At 60.1% G+C, this 14,517-nt stretch carries 15 protein-coding genes; 6 read left to right on the top strand and 9 right to left on the bottom strand.

The window, feature by feature from the left end:
- The first annotated feature begins 48 nt into the window (after positions 1-48).
- The 6 genes from pstC to B5477_RS08165 are packed head-to-tail and all read left to right on the top strand — an operon-like array spanning position 49 to position 5,751.
- Positions 49-909, top strand: a complete 861-nt coding sequence (gene pstC / locus B5477_RS08190) for a phosphate ABC transporter permease subunit PstC (protein ID WP_242942156.1) — start codon at positions 49-51, stop codon at positions 907-909.
- 19 nt (positions 910-928) lie between these two features.
- A complete protein-coding gene (gene pstA / locus B5477_RS08185) occupies positions 929-1,804 on the top strand; it encodes a phosphate ABC transporter permease PstA (RefSeq protein ID WP_079699220.1) in 876 nt (291 codons plus the stop codon).
- Positions 1,805-1,814: 10 nt separating this feature from the next.
- Positions 1,815-2,564, top strand: coding sequence for a phosphate ABC transporter ATP-binding protein PstB (gene pstB / locus B5477_RS08180; protein WP_079699219.1), 750 nt, complete (start codon positions 1,815-1,817; stop codon positions 2,562-2,564).
- A gap of 14 nt (positions 2,565-2,578) precedes the next feature.
- Positions 2,579-3,235 (top strand): phosphate signaling complex protein PhoU, encoded by a 657-nt coding sequence (phoU, locus tag B5477_RS08175; RefSeq protein WP_079699218.1) that lies wholly within the window; start codon positions 2,579-2,581, stop codon positions 3,233-3,235.
- A gap of 56 nt (positions 3,236-3,291) precedes the next feature.
- Positions 3,292-3,969 (top strand): response regulator transcription factor, encoded by a 678-nt coding sequence (locus B5477_RS08170; protein WP_079699217.1) that lies wholly within the window; start codon positions 3,292-3,294, stop codon positions 3,967-3,969.
- Between the two features lie 60 nt (positions 3,970-4,029).
- Entirely contained in the window at positions 4,030-5,751 is a 1,722-nt protein-coding gene (locus tag B5477_RS08165; protein WP_159448978.1) for an ATP-binding protein, read from the top strand.
- A gap of 41 nt (positions 5,752-5,792) precedes the next feature.
- Here B5477_RS08165 and B5477_RS08160 read toward each other — a convergent pair whose 3' ends face one another.
- The 9 genes from B5477_RS08160 to B5477_RS08125 form a co-directional block, all read right to left on the bottom strand.
- On the bottom strand, positions 5,793-6,146 hold the full coding sequence (locus B5477_RS08160) for an MmcQ/YjbR family DNA-binding protein (RefSeq protein ID WP_079699215.1): 354 nt from the start codon (positions 6,144-6,146) through the stop codon (positions 5,793-5,795).
- 42 nt (positions 6,147-6,188) lie between these two features.
- Complete coding sequence (pyk, locus tag B5477_RS08155) at positions 6,189-7,934, bottom strand: pyruvate kinase (protein WP_079699214.1); 1,746 nt, start codon at positions 7,932-7,934, stop codon at positions 6,189-6,191.
- Between the two features lie 49 nt (positions 7,935-7,983).
- The gene (locus B5477_RS08150; RefSeq protein ID WP_079699213.1) at positions 7,984-10,371 is read right to left on the bottom strand and encodes an endonuclease MutS2; all 2,388 of its coding nucleotides are present in this window, start codon (positions 10,369-10,371) and stop codon (positions 7,984-7,986) included.
- Between the two features lie 101 nt (positions 10,372-10,472).
- Positions 10,473-11,225, bottom strand: coding sequence for a DNA repair protein RecO (gene recO / locus B5477_RS08145; protein ID WP_079699212.1), 753 nt, complete (start codon positions 11,223-11,225; stop codon positions 10,473-10,475).
- Positions 11,176-11,343 (bottom strand): hypothetical protein, encoded by a 168-nt coding sequence (locus B5477_RS15050; protein WP_159448977.1) that lies wholly within the window; start codon positions 11,341-11,343, stop codon positions 11,176-11,178. The genes recO and B5477_RS15050 overlap by 50 nt, the downstream gene beginning before the upstream one ends.
- 152 nt (positions 11,344-11,495) lie before the next feature.
- Positions 11,496-12,386 (bottom strand): GTPase Era, encoded by an 891-nt coding sequence (era, locus tag B5477_RS08140; protein ID WP_079699211.1) that lies wholly within the window; start codon positions 12,384-12,386, stop codon positions 11,496-11,498.
- Positions 12,387-12,423: 37 nt separating this feature from the next.
- Entirely contained in the window at positions 12,424-12,921 is a 498-nt protein-coding gene (locus B5477_RS08135; protein ID WP_079699210.1) for a diacylglycerol kinase family protein, read from the bottom strand.
- Complete coding sequence (ybeY, locus tag B5477_RS08130; protein WP_079699209.1) at positions 12,914-13,420, bottom strand: rRNA maturation RNase YbeY; 507 nt, start codon at positions 13,418-13,420, stop codon at positions 12,914-12,916. The genes B5477_RS08135 and ybeY overlap by 8 nt, the downstream gene beginning before the upstream one ends.
- Complete coding sequence (locus tag B5477_RS08125; RefSeq protein ID WP_079699208.1) at positions 13,417-14,385, bottom strand: PhoH family protein; 969 nt, start codon at positions 14,383-14,385, stop codon at positions 13,417-13,419. Before B5477_RS08125 ends, ybeY begins: the two co-directional genes overlap by 4 nt.
- Positions 14,386-14,517: the final 132 nt, after the last annotated feature.

Raw genomic sequence — 14,517 nt, 5'->3', positions numbered from 1 at the left:
CCTTTGGCGGCTTATTGTCCTATCCGGATACAAAAGGAGAAGCTCCTGATGAAGAAAAAAGTGCTGGAAAAGGGGATGGAAATCCTTTTCCTGATCACCGCCTGCGCCTCGATCGTCGCGGTGCTGCTGATCTGTGTCTTTATGTTCGCGGGCGGGCTGCCCGCCTTTGGGAAGATCGGGGTCTTAAACTTCCTCGGCGGCGAAAAATGGGCCCCGATGGACGTGCCTCCCTCCTATGGGATCCTGCCGATGATCGTCGGCAGCCTCTACGTCACGGCCGGGGCGATCCTCATCGGGGTGCCCATCGGGCTGCTGACCGCCATCTTCATGGCGCGCTTCTGCCCCAGGGGGCTGTACCGGTTTTTAAAGCCCGCGCTCGAGCTGCTCGCAGGGATTCCCTCCATCGTCTACGGCTTCTTTGGGATGGTGGTGCTCGTCCCCTTCGTGCGCGGTACCTTCGGCGGGACCGGGAACAGCATACTCACCGCCTCGATCTTACTCGGCATCATGATTCTGCCGACCATCATCGGGATCAGTGAATCCGCATTGCGCGCGGTGCCCGAGGAGATTTATGAGGGGGCGCTGGCGCTTGGGGCCACCCACGAGCGCAGCGTGGTTTTCACCGTTCTGCCCGCTGCTAAGTCGGGGCTCCTCGCCGGGGTGATCCTGGGGATCGGCCGGGCGATCGGCGAGACGATGGCGGTCATCCTGGTGGTTGGCAACAACGCGCGCATCCCGGACAGCCTGCTCAAAGGGGTGCGCACCCTGACGGGCAACATCGTGCTCGAAATGGGCTACGCCACCGGCCTGCACCGGGAGGCGCTGATCGCCACCGGCGTGGTGCTCTTCGTCTTTATCCTGCTGCTCAACCTCTGCTTCTCGGTTTTAAACCGGAAGAAGAAGACTTGAGGAAAGGAGTATCCCATCTATGAAAAAAATCATTCCGATCAACCGCATGACCCTGCGCCAGAGGCTAAGGAACTATCTGCACTCTCCCCTCTCCTTCCTCATATTTCTGCTCGTCACCCTCGCGGCGCTGTTCAGCGTATTCATCCTGCTCTTTCTCGTCGTCTATATCCTAATCATGGGCATCCCCCACCTCACGCCCGAGCTTTTCGCCTTCAAATATGATTCCGACAACGTGTCGATGTTCCCGGCCATCATCACCACCGTGCAGACGGTGGTCCTCTCGCTGCTGATCGCGGCCCCTCTGGGGATCGGCTGCGCCATCTACCTGACCGAGTACGCCAAGAAAAGCAACCGCCTCGTTCCCATCATCCGCCTCACCGCCGAGACGCTCTCGGGGATCCCCTCGATCGTCTACGGACTCTTCGGCATGCTCTTCTTTGTCACGGCGCTGCACTGGGGCTTCTCCCTGTTGGCGGGGGTCTGCACCCTGTCTATCATGGTGCTGCCGGTCGTCATGCGCTCGACCGAGGAGGCGCTGCTCTCGGTGCCCAACGCCTACCGCGAGGCCAGCTTCGGCCTGGGCGCCGGGAGGCTGCACACCATCCTCAAGGTGGTGCTCCCCTCGGCGGTGCCCGGGATCCTGGCCGGGATGATCCTCGCCATCGGGCGGATCATCGGCGAGACAGCGGCGCTGATCTACACCGCCGGGACGGTGGCGCAGATACCAAAGGACGTCTTTCAGTCCGGGCGCACCCTTGCCATCCATATGTACGCCCTCTCGAACGAGGGGCTCCATGTGGGCGAAGCCTACGCCACCGCGGTGGTGCTGCTGCTGACGGTGCTGCTGATCAATACGTTCGCCTCGGTGATCGCGAAAAAGATCGCCAAGGTATAGGAGAAGCGATATGAAAAAGTTTTCGATCGAGAATCTTGACCTCTACTACGGAGCCTTCCACGCGCTCAAAAATGTGAACCTCGACATCGACGAGACCTGCATCACCGCCTTCATCGGCCCCTCGGGCTGCGGGAAGAGCACCCTGCTCAAAACCCTCAACCGGATGAACGATTTGGTCGAAGGATGCAAAATTACCGGTAAGGTGTTGTTGGATGGGGAGGATATATATTATAATTATGATGTCAACCTTCTGCGCAAGAACGTCGGCATGGTCTTCCAGAAGCCGAACCCCTTCCCGATGAGCGTCTATGACAACATCGCCTACGGCCCGCGCACCCACGGCATCCATTCCAAGGCGAAGCTCGACGAGATCGTCGAGCGCTCGCTGCGCCAGGCGGCGATCTTCGACGAGGTCAAGGACCGGCTCAAAAAGAGCGCGCTCGGCCTTTCGGGCGGGCAGCAGCAGCGGCTTTGTATCGCCAGGGCCCTGGCGGTCTCCCCCCAGGTACTGCTGATGGACGAGCCCACCTCGGCGCTGGACCCGATCTCGACCTCCAAGATCGAGGACCTGGTCCAGGAGCTCAAAAAGGACTACACCATCGTGATCGTCACCCACAACATGCAGCAGGCCACGCGCATCTCGGACAAAACCGCCTTCTTCCTGCTGGGCGAGGTGGTGGAGTATGACAGCACCGAAAACCTCTTCTCGATGCCCCAAGACAAGCGCACCGAGGACTACATCACCGGCAGGTTCGGATAGAAGGAGGAACAGATATGCGCAACCGGTTTGACCACGAGCTTGATTTGCTCGGCAACGAAATGATCGAAATGGGCGCCCTGATCGAGACGGCCATCGGCGACGCCGTAAGGGCCCTCTGCCAACAGGACGCCGCCCTGGCGCAGCGCGCCATCGAATTTGACGCACAGATCGACGAGAAGGAACGGGACATCGAGAGGCGCTGCCTTCGCCTGCTGCTTTCCCAGCAGCCAGTGGCGAACGACCTGCGCATGATCTCCTCCGCGCTCAAGATGATCACCGACATGGAGCGGATCGGGGATCACGCGGCGGACATCAGCGAGCTGACCATGCGCCTGCTCGGGCAGGACTATACCCCGGCGCTGCGGCATATCCCCCAGATGGCCGAGGCCACCATCAAGATGGTCAAGGAGAGCGTGGACGCCTATGTGCAGAAGAACCAGCGGCTCGCCGAGGCGGTGATCGCCTACGACGACGTGGTGGACGACCTCTTCGACAGGGTAAAATTTGAGCTGATCGACACCCTGCGCCAGAACACCGGCGAAGGCGAGCTTTCGATCGACCTGCTGCTGGTGGCCAAATATTTCGAGCGGATCGGCGACCACGCGGTGAATATCGCCGAATGGGTCATCTTCTCGATCACCGGGCTGCACAAGGACCGGCGGATCATCTAGACTATATCGGGCCGCTCCCTGCCGGGGCGCGGTCTATTGGAAAGGCGAGAGACAGTATGGCGAAGATTTTTTGTGTGGAGGACGACGAGAGCATTCGCGAGCTGATCCTCTATGCCCTGCACAGCGGCGGCTTCGAGTCCGAAGGATTCGAGAGCGGCAGGCAGCTTTTCTCCTCCCTCGCAAAGGAGACTCCCGCGCTCATCCTGCTGGACATCATGCTGCCGGAGGAGGACGGGACCGAAATCCTGGGGCGGCTGAAATCCACGGCCAAGACCAGCGGCATCCCGGTCATCATGCTCACCGCCAAGACCTCGGAATACGACAAGGTCAAGGGGCTGGACGCCGGGGCGGACGACTATGTCACCAAGCCCTTCGGGGTGATGGAGCTCCTTTCGCGCATCCGCGCGGTGCTGCGCCGCTGCGGCGGCGGGCGGGAGAAGGTCGTCTCCTGCCGGGAGGTTACCGTCGACTATGAGAGGCGCACCGTCGCGGTGGGAGAAAACGGCTGCGAGCTGACCTATAAGGAGTTCGAGCTCCTGTATTACATGATCTGTAATCGCGGCGTGGTCCTCTCGCGCGACAAGATCATGGATGCGGTCTGGGGATTCGATTTCGAGGGCGAGAGCCGCACGGTGGATATGCACATCAAGACCCTGCGCCAGAAGCTGGAGCGCGCGGGCGCGCACGACCTGATCAAAACGGTGCGCAGCGTCGGCTACAAAATCGAGGGCTGATTGTTCCTTTGCGGCCCCATGCCGCCGGAGCAGCCTTCCCGAGAAAGGAACCATCATACTATGAAACGACGGATATTCTCAGTCTTTGCGCTGCTGACGGCGCTGGTGACCATCGCCACCACCCTGTCGGTCTGCGTGCTGTACTACGGCTTTTACCGGGAAACGGTCAAAAGCGGGTTGCAGGACGAATGTTATGCCCTCGCGCGCAGCGTGGAGGAATCGCAGGACGTACCGGAGCTGCTGCGCCAGGTGGGATATGCCCTTGGCAGGAACACCCGCATGACCCTTGTCGGCACAGACGGGGCGCTCCTCTTCGACTCGGGGCTGGCCGCCTCCACCCTGCCCAACCACGGCGACCGGGAAGAATTCATGCAGGCCAGGGAGCAGGGCTTCGGCGAGGCGACCCGGCATTCGGATACCCTCAACGCCGACACCTACTATTACGCCGTGGCGCTGGAAAACGGGAACCTGCTGCGCCTCTCGCGCACCATGAACAGCATCCTGGATGTGTTTTTTGGCACCGTTCCGCTGATCCTGCTGGTGCTGGTGCTCTCCCTGGCGCTCTCGCTGCTGCTGGCTTCCCTGCTCACCAAGATGATCCTGCGTCCCGTCAACGAGGCCGCGCGGCAGCTCGAGGGGATGCTGACCCCCGGTGAATATACAGAAATCAAAACCTACCGGGAGCTTGAGCCCTTCATCGGCAAGATACGCGCCTTACAGCGGCAGCTCGAGGAATATGTCCGAAAGCTCAAAGCGCAGAAGGACACCGTAGGCACCATCACCCGCAACATGCGCGAAGGGCTGATCCTGATGGACCGGGAGAAAAATATCCTGGCCATCAACCGCAGCGCACAGGAGATGCTCGAAACCCCCGGCGGGATGGATTACACTGGGCAGAATATCCTGCATCTTACCCGCAGCTTACAGCTGCAGGAGGCGCTGCAAAAGGTGCTGAGCGAGAACCGCGGCCTCTCCTTCGACGAGGAGGATATTTTGGGCGGCTGCCACCGCTTCTTCGTCAGTCCCGCACAGGATGAAAGCGGCCAGCTCGACGGGATCATGGTCTTTATCGTGGACATCACCAGCGAGAAGAAGGCCGAGCAGGTGCGCCGGGACTTTGCGGCCAACGTCTCGCATGAGCTCAAGACCCCGCTGACCTCGATCAACGGCTTTGCCGAAATGATCGAAACCGGGATGCTCCAAAGCAGCGACGATATCCGCGCCTCCTGCGCGCGAATCCACCGCGAGGGCAGCCGGCTGATCCGGCTGATCGACGACATCATCCGCCTTTCGGAAATCGAGTCCGGTTCCGCCGAGGAACAGGTGGCCCCCTGCTCTTTACGCGAGATCGTGGACGAGGCCATCGCCAGCACGGAAAGCCCGGCCCGCGAAAAGGGGATCAAGATTTCGGTCAGCGGCGAGGACGTCATGCTGTATGGACGCCGGCCCATGCTCTACGAGCTGGTGTATAACCTGCTGGACAACGCGATCAAATATAATGTCCCGAAGGGCTCGGTCACCCTATCGCTCTCGCAGGAGGAGGAGCGTGCCCTGCTGCAAGTATCCGACACCGGGATCGGCGTCCCGCCCGAGCACCTGGAACGGATTTTTGAGCGCTTCTACCGGGTGGACAAGAGCCGCAGCAAGCAGACCGGGGGCACCGGGCTGGGACTGTCCATCGTCAAGCATATCGTGGAGTACCACCACGGCACCATCTCCCTCACAAGCAAAGAGGGCGAGGGCACGACCTTCACTGTCGTCCTGCCCAAAAACGGCAAATAAAAAATCAAAGCACCGGGGAGGTTTATCTCCCCGGTGCTTTTTTACTTTATATGAGTTTTCCGTTTCGGGCAGATCAGCTCGTAGGAGTGGGCGATCATTTCATGAACGGTCTCCACCTCCAGGCCCGCGTCGAGGTAAACGGTGTTCCAGTGCACCTTGTTCATATGGTACCCCGGGACCACCCGCCCCTGGTAGACCCGCCGCCAGAAGTCCGCCTGCATGGGGTCGCATTTGAGATTGAGGCAGAGCCTCCCCTGCAGATGAAAGAGCATGGCGAAAATTTTCCGGTTCCCCTGCCGGCGCAGGATGGTCCAGTCCGGGTCGTCGAAGGGATAATCCTCATAGGCCCCCGGCAGGGTGAGGCAATAGTCGATCCAGGGCTGTTTATCCCGCATAATACTCCCCCTCGGCCGTAAAAATTTAAAACAGCAAAAAAACTATCTTCCTGCGTTGCAGACAATCCCCTTGTCGGCATCCACCGTGACCACCGTGGAGTTCTTGATCAGCGAAGAAGCGTTCTTCGCGCCCACAATCACCGGAATATCCAGTGTCATCCCCACGATGGCCGCATGGGAATTGAGCCCCTGTGTTTCGCAAACGATGCCGCTCGCCTTTTTGAGCAGGTCAAGAATCCCGTTGGAGGTCTCCCGGATCACCAGGATATCCCCCTCGTTAAAATTTTGACGTGCCTCCTCCTCGCTGTGGGCGACGCAGGCGTTCCCGGTGCAGGAGAGCTTGTTGACCCCTTGCCCGGTGACCAGCACATTGCCCACCGCATGCACCTTGAGCAGGTTGGTGGTGCCCGACACGCCAAGCGGTACCCCGGCGGTGATCACCACGATGTCCCCGCTGCGCACAAGGCCCGCCTTCTGGGCCTGCTGCACCGCGTGCTCGAAGAGCTCGTCGGTGTTCTCCTTGACCTGGCACATCAGCGGGATAACCCCCCAGGACATGTTCATCTGGCGGTAGACCTTCTCGTCGTAGGTACAGCCGATGATCGGCATCAGCGGCCGGTAACGGCTGATCATCCGCGCGGTACGCCCCGAACTGGTCACGGTGATGATCGCCGCGGCGCCCAGGTCATAGGCGGTGGTGCAGGTGGCGTGGGAGATGGCGTTGGTGATGTCCTCCCTGGCCGGGTACTCCTGCCCATAGAAGCGCTTTTCGTAGTCGATGTCATCCTCGGCGCGCCGGGCGATGGTGGCCATCGTCTTGACCGATTCGACCGGGTATTTGCCCGCCGCCGTCTCGCCCGAAAGCATGATGGCGGAGGTGCCGTCATAGATGGCGTTGGCCACGTCGGTCGCCTCGGCCCTGGTGGGCCGGGGATTCTTCATCATGCTGTCGAGCATCTGGGTGGCGGTGATGACGAATTTCCCCGCGTTGTAGGCCCTCTTGATCAGCTTTTTCTGGATCACGGGCACATCCTCAAAGGGTATCTCCACCCCCATATCGCCCCGCGCGACCATCACCCCGCTGGATAGCCGCAGGATTTCGTCGATATTGGCGACGCCCTGGGCGTTCTCGATCTTGGCGATGATATGGATGTTGTCGCAGCCCTGCTCGTCCAGGATTTTACGGATTTCCGCGATGTCCTGCGCGGTGCGCACGAAGGAGGCGGCAATAAAATCGAAATCCTGCCCCACGGCAAAGATCAAATCCTCCCTGTCGCGTTCCGATATATAGGGCATGGAGAGCGCGATGTCCGGGACGTTGACCCCTTTCTTGTCCGAGACATCCCCGCCGTTTTGCACCCGGCAGATGATGTTCGTCCCCTCGATCGCCTGCACCCGCAGCTCGATGAGCCCGTCGTCCAGGAGGACCTTGTCCCCGGGTTTTAGGTCTCCCGCCAGCTCCTTGAAGGTGATTGAAACGCGGTTCTCATCCCCCTCCACCTCGTCGCTGGTCAGGATGAAAAGGTTCCCCCGCTCGAGTGTCGCCCGGTGGTTTTTGAAGTTCCCCAGCCGGATTTCCGGCCCCTTGGTGTCCATCAGGGTGGCGACCGGGATCCCCAGCTGGGCGCTGGTGTCGCGCAGCAGCTGAAGCCTCTTTTTATGCTCCTCGTGGGTGCCGTGAGAGAAATTGAAGCGCGCGATGTTCATTCCCGCAAGGATCAGCTCCCGCATGATCTCCGGAGAATCGGTGGCAGGTCCCAGTGTACAGACGATTTTGGTTTTTCTCATGTATCCTTCTTTCCTCTCAAACCGCCCGTTTTTCGGGCAGAAAATATAGCTATTTCAGCTCGGCGATGGTGACCCCCGCCTCGCCCTCTCCGAAGACGCCCAGGCGGAAGGTGCGCACCGACTTGTTGCGCCGCAGCGCCTCATGTACCGCCTTTCGCAGTACGCCGGTCCCCTTGCCGTGGATGACGGTGACGTTCTTGATCCCGCTGAGCACGCATCCGTCGATGAAGCGCTCGAGCTCCATGATCCCCTCCTCGGCGTTCATCCCGCGCATGTCGAATTCGGTGGAGCCCTCGCGGGTCGCCTTGGACTGTAAGGTGCGGCTCACCCTCCCGGCGCTGGGCTGGCTTTTATTTTTCGGCGTATCGATCAGACGCAGCTCGCTCAGAGGCACCTTGGTCTTGATCGACCCCGAACGCACAAAGACGTTGCCGGACTTGTCCGGCTCGCGCAGCACCACCCCGTTTGTTCCAAACGAACTAATCTTAACGCTGTCCCCCTCCCGCAGCGGGCGGGGCAGCACATAGTCCTCCTGCCGCTCGCCGCTGACCGGGTTGGCCCTGTCCTCCAGTGCGCGCATGGCCGAACGGTAGCCGGCCTTTGCCCCCTGCGCCAGAGAAGAGAAGGCGGGATTGTCCTTCTGCTTGCGGATTTCGTCGAGCTCACAGAGGAGCTTCTCGCTCTGCGCGCGCACGTCGCTGACGATCCGGCCCGCCTGGGAACGCGCCTTATTAATTTCAAATTCCTTCTGCTTTTCGAGGTTCTCCCGGAAGGCCTCGGCCTCGCGGCGCTCCCGCTCGGCGCTCGCCACCAGGGTATCCACCTTCCGGCGTTCCTCCTCCAGGGACTGCCTGGCCTGCTCAAGCTGGGTGACGACATCCTCAAAGCGGGCGTTGTCGCTGGCCACATGCCCCTTGGCCGCCTCGATCACGCCCTCGTCCAACCCCAGCCGCTGGCTGATGGCAAAGGCGTTGGAGCGCCCGGGCACACCGATCAGCAGCCGGTAGGTCGGGCGCAGGGTGGCAAGGTCAAACTCGCAGCAGGCGTTCTCCACCCCGGGCGTCTGCAAAGCGAACATCTTGATTTCGGCATAGTGGGTGGTCGCGGCGATCTTGCAGCCAAAGAGGCGCAGCCGCTCGAGGATCGCCACCGCCAGCGCCGCGCCCTCGACCGGGTCGGTCCCGGCGCCAAGCTCGTCCATCAGCACCAGGCTGCGCTCGTTGGCAACCTCTAAAATGGACACGATATTGGTCATATGCGCCGAGAAGGTGGAGAGGCTCTGCTCGATGCTCTGCTCATCCCCGATGTCCGCGAGGATGTACTCAAAAACCGACACCTCGCTGCCCTCGCCGGCGGGGATCATCATCCCGCACATCGCCATCAAGGTCAGCAGCCCCAGGGTTTTGAGGGCCACCGTCTTGCCGCCGGTATTCGGGCCGGTGATGACGATGGTGTCAAAATCCGTGCCGAGGCGGATGTCGATCGGGACGATCTTCGCGGGATCGATCAGCGGATGCCGCCCGCCCTTGATGTCGATCCCCCCGTCCTCGCGCAGCTTGGGCACGACGGAGCGGGTCTCCTGCCCGTAGCGCGCCTTGGCAAAGCAAACGTCCAGCTCGACGAGCTTTTCAAAGCTGAGCATGATGCTGTCGGCATAGCTCCCGCACTCGGCCGAGAGGGCGGCGATGATCCGCGCGATCTCCTTTTGCTCCTCCCCTTCGAGGAGCCTGATCTTGTTGTTCTGCTCCACCACCCCGGCCGGCTCGATGAAGACGGTCGCGCCCGAGGAGGAGGTATCGTGCACCATGCCCTTGATCTCATTTTTGTGCTCGATCTTGACCGGGACCACAAACCGTCCGTCCCGGATGGTAACGATTGATTCCTGCAAGTAGGTCTGGTAGTGCGGCGAGCGGATCATCCGGTCCAGCTGCTCACGCACCGAGGCCTGCGCCGCGCGGATCTTGCGGCGGATGTCCATCAGCTCGCCGCTGGCATCGTCGGCGAGCTCCTCCTCCGAGACGATGGCCGAGCCGATCATATCCTCGAGGTATTTGTTTTCCCCCAGCGCCCAGAAGAGTTCGTCAAGCGCGGTGTGCTCCTCCTCGCAGCGCTCGCGGTAGGCCTTCAGGGTGCGCACGTTATAGAGCACCCGCGCGATGGCCAGCAGCTCGCGCAGCGAAAGGCTGGCGCCCACCTGCGCCCGTTTGAGCGCAGCGGCGCAGTCCTGCACATTGTAGATGGCCGGCGCGCCGTACCGCACGCAGAGCGTATAGGCGGCGTTGGTGCGCTCCATCTCCCCGCAGACCTCGCGGTAGTCGCTCTGCGGCTTGGTCGCGAGCAGGCGCTCACGGCTCACCTCGCATCCGGCGAAGGAGCAGAGCCGCTCGAGAATTTTGTCCAGTTCCAGTGTATGATAATATTTTGTTGGATCGATCATAGGTTTTCCTTTCCGGTAAATGTACCACCCGCCGCCACCATTGTACCCGATCGGCTCATTATGTACAAGATCCGTGTTTTCGGTACTTCAAAAATTTCCCGTCAGTTGGGCAGCATGGCATTATAAAAATCCAATGTTTTAAAGGAGCGGGAGAGCTGTGTCTTGACATACCGCTCGCAGACCGCCGTCAGCTGTAAAAGGGCCTGTTGAGATAGTGTAAAGCTATAGAGCTTTCCAGCGTCGGAATAAAGGATATGCCGCATGGCCGCCAGCACCGAGGGGCTCAGTTCGACATACTGCCCGGCTTTCGGCGCCGTGTCGCACCCGGCACAGACCAGCTCCCCGCTGACAGGGTAAAAATGGAAGAGGGGCCGCTCATACTGCCCGCATTCCCGGCAGGCGACCAAGTCCGGCATATAGCCGCTCAGCGATATCTGACGCAGCTCGTAAAGAGGCTTGATAAACTCCGCCGAACGCTTGCCCGTTTCGAGCAGGTGCAGGCAGTTGAGCAATAGTCTTTGCTGTTCCTTCGCTGGCTCCCCCGCCGGGGCGGTGTCGGCGCACAACTCGCACAGATAGGCGGCGAGGGATAGTTTTGTAAGGTCCTGGCGCACCCCAAAAAAAAGGGCGTTGCTGTCCGCGCTGTCGATGGTGAAGCGGTCCTTGTGCTTAAACAGCACAAAGCGAGAGTAGCCAAGCAGCTCGGTAGAGCCGCTCAGCTTGCTCCCGGGCCTTTTTGCTCCTCTCGCATAAGCGCGAACCACGCCGATCTCGGCGGATAACAGAGTCACCAGCCTGTCGCACTCATCGATATTGGTTGTAGCGATCACGATCCCATCGGTCGTCATCCGCATCGGGAATCAGGTCCTCCCTAAAGTCCGTGGTCTTCTGGTTTTGCAGCTTGACATAGTTTAAGTAGTCCTCCACCCTGCCGGTGTGTAAAAAGATATTCCATGCGTTTTGCCTGTCCACCGAAAAACCTCCCCATCTTAAGAAACATGATCGCGCACAATCTTTCTTTTGTCCGCAGATTTTAGTGTTTCCGATGGGCCAGCTTTTATCAGATGAAACTTTTGTATCCCTTGGGAAAGAGGACCAGAGCTGCCGTTTCGTTTTTGTCGTCTTTATTTGAAGCCAAGGTTGCGCATAATGTTTTCATCCTGCCGCCAGTCGTCCTTGACCTTGACCCAGCATTGCAGGTTCACCCGGCAATCCAAAAACCGTTCGATGTCCTCGCGCGCCTGGGTGGCGATCTTTTTGAGCATCTGCCCGCCCTTGCCGATGACGATCCCCTTGTGGCTCTTCTTCTCACAGGTGATGGTCGCCTGGATGTCGATCATGCCGCCGCCCTCGCGCTCCTTCATGCTCTCCACCACCACGGCGGTGCCGTGCGGGATCTCCTCGCTGAGGTTTTGCAGCAGCTTCTCCCTGATGATCTCCGCCACGATCACCCGCTCGGGCTGGTCGGTCAGGGTATCGTCCTCGAAAAAGTGGGGCGAGGGCTGCGCCATCGCGCAGAGCTTATCGAGAAGGATGTCGGTCCCGTCCCCAGTCACAGCACTCAGCGGAATGACGTCCTCAAACTCATAGAGCTCGCTCATCGCCTGGATTTTGGGCAGCAGCAAAGATTTGTCGCTCAGCGTGTCGATCTTGTTGATGGCCAGAATCGCGGGCATGCGCCCCTTGCGGAAGGACTCGATTAAGTCGAGCTCGGCCTTCACCGGCTCCCCGGTCGGCTCGCAGACCAGCACCGCCACATCCACGTCCGCGACCGACTCGTCGATCTGGCGCACCATGTACTGCGAGAGCTTGGTGCGCGGGCGGTGCAGTCCCGGCGTATCGGTGAAGACAAGCTGGGTCTCCCCGACGGTCAACACCCCGGTGATCCTGGTACGGGTGGTCTGGGGCTTATTTGTCACAATCGCGACCTTTTCGCCCAGCAGCCGGTTCATCAGCGAGCTCTTCCCCACGTTCGGCCGGCCGACAATCGCGACAAATGCGGATTTTGTTTCCATTTATATTCCTCCGGGCCCAAACTGCGGGACCCATTCCCTATTCATCTTTTTTCCCCTGCCTGGGGTTTTGTTTTTGTTCCGGTACAAAAATAAAGGCCGCCGCCAGCAGAAGGTACCCGATCGCGCCGCCGAAGAAGAGGACCGGATGCGCCCTCATGACCGCCAGAAGCCGTCCGATCCCGCCGGGATCGCAAAAAAGAATCAACCCGATCACCGCCGCGCCGACGGCACAGATCAGCACCGCGCCGGCCGCGATGTCCTTCGCCAGCTTGGCGAGGTGGTTATAGCCGGGCGAGAGGAGGTTGACCACCGTCTCGATGGCGGTGTTGAGCATCTCCGCCGCGATCACCATGCAAAACAGCAGTACGATCAGCGCATACTGCGCCGCCGAAAAGGAATAAAAGGCGCAGAGAAAGACCACGCCCAGCGCGATCGAAAGGTGAATGCGCATGTTGCGCTCGTTGGCGATACAGTAGCGAATCCCGTAAAAGGCGACCTTGAAGCTGCCGAGCAGGCTGCGGATCGGCCTACTCATCTTCGTCGAGCACGTAGCTTGCGTTGCGCTCGAGCCCGAGCTTGGCGAGCACGGCCTCTTCCTTCTCACGCATGCGCACCTGCTCGATCCCGCCCTGCTCGTGGTCGTATCCCAAAAGATGGAGCATGGAGTGGACGGTCAAAAAGGAAATCTCCCGCTGCAGCGAATGGCCGAACTGCTCGGCCTGCTCGGCCGCGCGCGCCACCGAGATCACGATATCTCCCAGCATGTAGCAGCCGGTGTCGGGATTGAGGTCGTACTGCCCGTTGTCCGAATTCGGGAAGGAGAGCACGTCGGTCACCGCATCCTTGTCGCGGTATTCCTTGTTAAGCTGGCGGATCTCGTCGTTTCCGATGAAGCTGACGCTCACCTCACAGGGCTCATGAAAGCCCTCCATCTCCAGCACCGCGTGGCAGCTGCGCCGGATCAGAAGGCGGATGCCGGTGGGAATCTTGACCTCTTTCTGCCTGTCCGAAATCATCACTTTTACAACACTCATGACCTGTTTCTTTTGCCCTCCTCATACTTCTCATACGCCTTGATGATGTCCTGCACCAGCCGGTGGCGTACCACGTCTTTTTCGGTAAAGTAGACGATCGCAATATCGTCCACATTTTTGAGTATCCTGCATGCCTGGACCAGGCCGCTGACCTTGTGGTCGGGCAGGTCGATCTGGGTGATGTCCCCGGTGACCACCGCCTTGGAATTGGTGCCCAGACGGGTGAGGAACATCTTCATCTGCTCGGGGGTGGTGTTCTGCGCCTCGTCCAGGATGATGAAGCTGTCCTCCAGTGTGCGGCCGCGCATATAAGCCAAAGGGGCGACCTCGATGCTCCCGCGCTCCTGCAGACGGGTGAAGCCCTCGGCCCCCAGCATGTCGAAGAGCGCGTCGTAAAGCGGGCGCAGATAGGGGTCGACCTTGTTCTGCAAGTCCCCCGGCAGGAAGCCGAGCTTCTCGCCCGCCTCCACCGCGGGACGGGTCAGGATGATCCGGCTGACCTGGTGGTCCTTGAAGGCTCGCACTGCTCTGGCCACCGCGAGATAGGTCTTGCCGGTACCCGCGGGACCGACGCCGAAGACCACCGTGTTCTGGGAGATCATGTCGTTATACTGCTTCTGGCCCAGGGTGCGGGGCTTGAGCGGCCGCCCCTTGGCCGTGATGCAGATACAGTCCTGCGCCAGGGAGGAGAGCTCCTCCTCGCTGCCCTCGCGCACCATCTGGATACAATAACGCACCGACTGCTCGGTGATCGTCTCCCCACGCTCCAGGCTTTCGAGCAGGGCGTGCACTGCCTTTTCGCAGAGCAGCACCGAATGTTCATCCCCGGTGATTTTAAGCTGGTCGGCCCGGTTTACCATGCCGACCCCAAACTCCCGCTCCAGCAGCCGGATGTTGCAGTCAAAGTTGCCGAACAGGGCCAGCGCCTGCTCGATCTTCTGGATTTCTACCGTTCTTTCCGCCATCTGGTGTAAGACTCCCTGTATCGTTTTCTTCCATGTCATTTTTCATCGTGTGATAAAACTACTCACATTATTATAGCACACTTTGCCACAGGGTGTTGATTCTTTTTAGTAATTCACAAAAAATTCAGGATT

The organism is Provencibacterium massiliense (assembly GCF_900169495.1).
Lineage (GTDB): Bacteria > Bacillota > Clostridia > Oscillospirales > Ruminococcaceae > Harryflintia > Harryflintia acetispora.
The sequence above is the reverse complement of the archived record's forward strand: the minus strand, read 5'-3'. Positions and strand labels throughout refer to the sequence as shown.

Excerpts from the sequence above, each read along its gene's own strand:
- era (WP_079699211.1), bottom strand. The coding sequence starts at position 12,386 with ATGGAAACAAAATCCGCATTTGTCGCGATTGTCGGCCGGCCGAACGTG.
- phoU (WP_079699218.1), top strand. The coding sequence starts at position 2,579 with ATGCGCAACCGGTTTGACCACGAGCTTGATTTGCTCGGCAACGAAATG.
- B5477_RS08135 (WP_079699210.1), bottom strand. The coding sequence starts at position 12,921 with ATGAGTAGGCCGATCCGCAGCCTGCTCGGCAGCTTCAAGGTCGCCTTT.
- B5477_RS08165 (WP_159448978.1), top strand. The coding sequence starts at position 4,030 with ATGAAACGACGGATATTCTCAGTCTTTGCGCTGCTGACGGCGCTGGTG.
- recO (WP_079699212.1), bottom strand. The coding sequence starts at position 11,225 with ATGCGGATGACGACCGATGGGATCGTGATCGCTACAACCAATATCGAT.
- pstC (WP_242942156.1), top strand. The coding sequence starts at position 49 with ATGAAGAAAAAAGTGCTGGAAAAGGGGATGGAAATCCTTTTCCTGATC.
- B5477_RS08170 (WP_079699217.1), top strand. The coding sequence starts at position 3,292 with ATGGCGAAGATTTTTTGTGTGGAGGACGACGAGAGCATTCGCGAGCTG.
- pstA (WP_079699220.1), top strand. The coding sequence starts at position 929 with ATGAAAAAAATCATTCCGATCAACCGCATGACCCTGCGCCAGAGGCTA.
- B5477_RS08150 (WP_079699213.1), bottom strand. The coding sequence starts at position 10,371 with ATGATCGATCCAACAAAATATTATCATACACTGGAACTGGACAAAATT.
- pstB (WP_079699219.1), top strand. The coding sequence starts at position 1,815 with ATGAAAAAGTTTTCGATCGAGAATCTTGACCTCTACTACGGAGCCTTC.
- ybeY (WP_079699209.1), bottom strand. The coding sequence starts at position 13,420 with ATGAGTGTTGTAAAAGTGATGATTTCGGACAGGCAGAAAGAGGTCAAG.
- pyk (WP_079699214.1), bottom strand. The coding sequence starts at position 7,934 with ATGAGAAAAACCAAAATCGTCTGTACACTGGGACCTGCCACCGATTCT.
- B5477_RS08160 (WP_079699215.1), bottom strand. The coding sequence starts at position 6,146 with ATGCGGGATAAACAGCCCTGGATCGACTATTGCCTCACCCTGCCGGGG.
- B5477_RS08125 (WP_079699208.1), bottom strand. The coding sequence starts at position 14,385 with ATGGCGGAAAGAACGGTAGAAATCCAGAAGATCGAGCAGGCGCTGGCC.